The organism is Robinsoniella sp., from assembly GCF_034124845.1.
Map to the genome: position 1 here is coordinate 1 of NZ_JAWYAJ010000457.1, position 4,854 is coordinate 4,854.

Annotated in this window: 3 protein-coding genes; all 3 read right to left on the reverse strand. The window is 40.7% G+C overall.

All coding sequences use genetic code 11. From position 1 onward, the window contains the following. Nucleotides 1-884: UvrD-helicase domain-containing protein (locus ACH2DQ_RS22515; protein ID WP_395028417.1), on the reverse strand; the 884-nt coding region annotated here is incomplete at its 3' end. A gap of 64 nt (nucleotides 885-948) precedes the next feature. Then, nucleotides 949-3,615, reverse strand: a complete 2,667-nt coding sequence (locus ACH2DQ_RS22520; RefSeq protein WP_394910770.1) for a DEAD/DEAH box helicase — start codon at nucleotides 3,613-3,615, stop codon at nucleotides 949-951. Between the two features lie 265 nt (nucleotides 3,616-3,880). After that, entirely contained in the window at nucleotides 3,881-4,834 is a 954-nt protein-coding gene (locus ACH2DQ_RS22525) for a ParB/RepB/Spo0J family partition protein (RefSeq protein ID WP_394910771.1), read from the reverse strand. Nucleotides 4,835-4,854: the final 20 nt, after the last annotated feature.

The window sequence follows — 4,854 nt, forward strand, 5'->3', positions numbered from 1 at the left end:
ATCCCCTGAAGGGGTGTCCCATTCTGTAAAAAACATTTAGCCACTTCTAAAATAGAACTGCTGGAACGGTAATTAATCGGGAGGGATAATTCCTTAGCCTGATATTTATCCTTTAAAACATAAAATACATTCCAGGTGCTCCCACGCCAGCTGTATATAATCTGGTTCGGATCTCCCACAGCAAACAGCCTGGTATCGCCCTTCATCATCCTTTCCATAAAATCCAGCTGCATTTTATCGCAGTCCTGTACCTCGTCAATAATCATCCATTTGACATCCATGCCATCTGTTTCCAACAATTGATTTGTATTTTCCAGTAAGTCCGAAAAAGACATTTTATTCTGCTTCACTTTTTCTTCCCTCAGCAGCCTTACCAGTTTAAAGATGTCATCCTGGATGCGGGAATTATTTTCGGTAAGCTGTCCTGCCACCGCCTGCTCCAATCTCTTTTTTAACCTGTTTTTATATTTAATAACCAGCTTTTGTTCCTCTATCACCTGCATTGCAATATCCAGTTCTTCCTCTGGTTCTATTACAAGAAATCCTCTTGTATAACCCAGGTTCTCTATAGGAAGCCTGTTTCTCAAAAGATAGAGTGCCACACTGTGAAACGTACCAAACGTTCCCAGTTCTTCCATATCCAGTCCCACTGCACTCCCGGACAGCCGTTCCTTAATTTCATTTGCTGCCTTGTTGGTAAATGTAAGCACCACCATATTTTGGTATGGAACCTTTTTCACATGATGCAGGTACATGATTTTAGAAATCAAGACCGTTGTCTTTCCGCTGCCAACATTTGCATTGACAATGCAGGCATTGCTATCATCCAGCACTGCTTCTTTCTGGTACTGGTTCAGCCGTTCCAAATCTTCTTCAAGCTGCATAGTAATCTCCTCGTGCCTCCTGCGTAAATACGTCGATATATAGTTTAAGATATTTCCACAAGCTCTAATCCATCAGATCTTCATATCTTCTCTGTAATTTATCCTTTACTTCCTTCCGGTTTCTTCCCTGATCCCTCTGCTTTATCTGCAAACGTATTCCCTGTGGAGCCTCCGTGTAAAAAGATATAATATTTAAGAGGCTCTTTCTATTGTTCTCTTCCAGAATCCAATCCTTATAAAAATTGCTGTCTGTGAAAAGTATCAGATTTTGGCCATCCGTTTCCACCTCCGGAATTGTACTGAGAAAGGCTGCGAAGGTATCCCCTCTTTCCTTTAAATATTTGCAGAATTCCTGCCATTTTTCAGGCAATTCTGCAAACTGAAACTGTTTTTTCATAAATGTGGACGGAGCATACTCCACAAGCTTTACCTCTCTTGGAACCGGTTCTTCCTCCAGGAGGTTCTTAAGTCCCCAGAGAACCATGTTTTTATCTAACCGGTAATCTCCGATACACACGGCACATCCTCTATCACATTTGCATCCGCTTACCATGGTAATGGCATTCTGAATGATCTGTTCCGCCAGATCATACACCTTCTCTGAATATCCCAGTCCTCCGATATATTTGTCGTAGACAAACATAAATACCTCGCCGGAAGCAAAATTTTCTCCCATGCCAATTGCATTTCCAGACGTGACAACTCCTATATCTTCCTGCTCCGTCATCGTTGCCATCATTGCTGCATTCTTAATTGCATAGCATAATCCCTCAAAGTGATTGTTTCGGATTAACTGGCCGCTTGGGCTTTCCTGGAGCAGGCGCCTGTAAGCCTTCACCACATTTTCAGGAATTTTAATCCAGGTACTCTCCGTATCATAATCCTTGGATAACGGCTGTTCCAGCTGCTCATATCCCAGATTCTGGTGATTGTGGAACTGGAGCTTTTTAAACATATAGACCTTTTCATCCACATTTACGTCTCCAAATGCAATCGAAACCCGTTTATATTCCCGCTCTTTGCTGCCCTGAATAATCCGGATATTGGTGTTGCTGCCCGGCAGTGTATAATAGTTTCCCTGAAAAGGTACCGCATATGCCGTTTTACATTCCAAATCTAATTTCAGAACCTGATACTGCACGCCGTCATGCATATAAACTGCGCCCTTATGAATTTCACGAAAAGCCTGCAGCTCATCCATTTCCGTAATCTCTTTCTGGTTATCCTGATTCATTAGTTTATATCTGGATTTGTCAATATTCCTCAGGCTGAAGTCCCCCGCAGGAAAAGCATTTCCTGTCCAGGCAAATTTTCCGCTCTGACCGGTAAGTTCCTTTGCACGTATTAAAACCGGAATAGTCTCACCCAGGTCCGGAAACAGTGATATATCATCCAGAGTCAGCGGAATCTCAGCTGCCGCTGCACGAATATGAGACAGTTCAATAAGCAGGTTATTTTTATCAATAACTGCGTTCTCACTGCCCGATGCAAAAAGCCATTCCGGGTTAATGGCGATATACTGGTCAAAAGGAAGATTATCCAGAATCAGGTAATTCGTACATTTGTTATTGCTTCTTCCTGCCCTGCCTGTCTGCTGCCAGAAAGATGCCCTTGTGCCCGGATACCCGGAAAGAACCGTTGTATCTATTTTCCCAATATCAATTCCCAGTTCCAGAGCATTCGTGGAAACTAATCCGCACAATGCTCCTGAGATCATCTTACTTTCAATCTCTTTGCGTTCAAGCGGCGTATACCCACCACGATAACCCGATATTTTATCGGTGAGAGATAATCCAAAGAAGCTTTCCGCTTCCAGCTTATCTCTGGCTTCCTTTAGAATAATCTCCACATTTTTTCTGGACCTGGCAAATGCAATAAAGCTGCTGCCATTCTCCACTAACTCCGGTAGAAGTTCTGCTGCAACAGCAGCAGACTGTACCTGTCCATAATATTGCTTATCCTTCCCCATAATTTTGGGTGGCTGAACCAGTTTATAATTTCTTTCCGATGCCCCTGAACCATCTCGTTCAATCCTTACAAATGGCTGTCCGCAAATTCCTTCCGCCAGTTCCACCGGGTTGGCAATGGTTGCCGAACTGCAGAGAAATTGTGGTGATGAATGATAATACCTGCATACCCTTCCCAGCCTGCGGAATACATTTGCCAAATGCGATCCAAATGCGCCGCGGTATGTATGAAGCTCATCTATCACCACATATTTCAGATTTGTAAATATAAAATCAAAACCATATTTACTGTGATTCGGTAAAAACGCACTGTTTATCATTTCAGGATTTGTCAGAATAATATTGGCACTTTTTCGGATTCTGCTTCTTTCATTTACCGGTGTATCACCATCGTATACCCCGGCTGAGATTTTATTTTCTCCAAAATAATCCAGAACAGGCAGAAGTGCACGATACTGATCGCTTGCCAAAGCCTTCGTAGGATAAATAAATACTGCTCTGGCAAGAGGATCAGCCAGGATTTCCTGTATCACAGGTAGCAGGAAACTTAACGTTTTACCGCTGGCCGTAGAAGTAGTAATCACTATGTTCTTTTTCATTACAGCCTCCAGGAACATTTCAGCCTGATGGCTGTAAAGTTTTAAAATGCCCCTGGAGGATAAATATCCGCAGATTTCCTCTGATAATCCCTCAGGATAGTCAACATATTCCGCTGCCCTCTTGGGAATTGTTTTATTGTAAATGGTATAATCCTGTATATTCACGAAAATGCTCCTATTCTATTTAAACTTATTGTTATATTATAGCCCATCGGTCATTGAATTACATCTTTTTTTTCAGTTTGGGTTTTACCTGCAGGAATTACAAACCGGATCTGCGTATTCTTTTCATTTGTCAACCACTAAATTTTATAATTAATCTACAATATTTACCTTGTATTCAATTGAGTCTTCATTTTCTAAAAAAAGAGAAGAGCAAGTATACACATTATATTTTTGTGCATACTCTTTCTTCTCAATTTGTTAGTCCTTAGGAAACGGGATTTGGATTATTTTTCAGATATTCTGATAGAACTTTTTTTATTTCTTCTTCTCTGCCGGCAGGTACGGTTATATTAATTCTTCTCATTATGATCGGATCATCCAAAGCTTCTGCTATATCTTCTTTCTTCCTCATACTTTTTTTTAAAGACATTATTTTATTATCTGTGAGATGGGTATTATACTTTTCATAGATCCATTCTTGCATCATTTCATCAAATAGGGCAAGCTTCAAAGCAGCTTTTCTTTGTATTTTTTTATCAAAATACATCTCTTGAAACTGAGGAATTAATTTTTCTCCAATTGTTTTCCATTCATAAACTGCTGATTTTTGAATACCCATTGACTTCGACAGTTCTTCAATGGTCTCACCCGCTTTATTTTTCAATTGTTTCGCCCTTTGAATGCGTCTTTTAACCATTTCAACAGTCATTTTCGTATTCTCTGGCCGCTGCAGATAATTTGTATCCTCAATTATATCTCTGGCTTGTTCATCCGTTAGCTCATTTTGTTGATATACAATAGAGGGAAGATATAAAAACCTTTTTTTCTCATCCTCTGACTGATCCTTATACTTTTCATACAGATCTTTGTTGCTGTCTCGTCTGTTATGACCTGCCAGAAGCATATATCTGCCGTTTTCTCTCTGCCATAATATCAAAGCATTCAAAGTACCATGCTGTTCAACTGACATCATAAGCTGCGCATACGTGGCGCGATCACTGTCCTTAAGCCTTGGATACCTGTTCCAATCGGCAGGAGCGTCATCCATTAATTCCCAACTGATATATTCTAATATCTTACCTGTACTTTCTACCAGCTGTTTGTATTTAGTGTCTTCCTGCATCTGCTCAGCTTTTTGCATATCCTCTTTTGCAGTGCCGGCGAGTGCCTTCATAAAATCTGTAGAGCTAAAACCTGTCTTTTTGCCTTTTACCGCCATTTAATTCCCACCCTTCATAT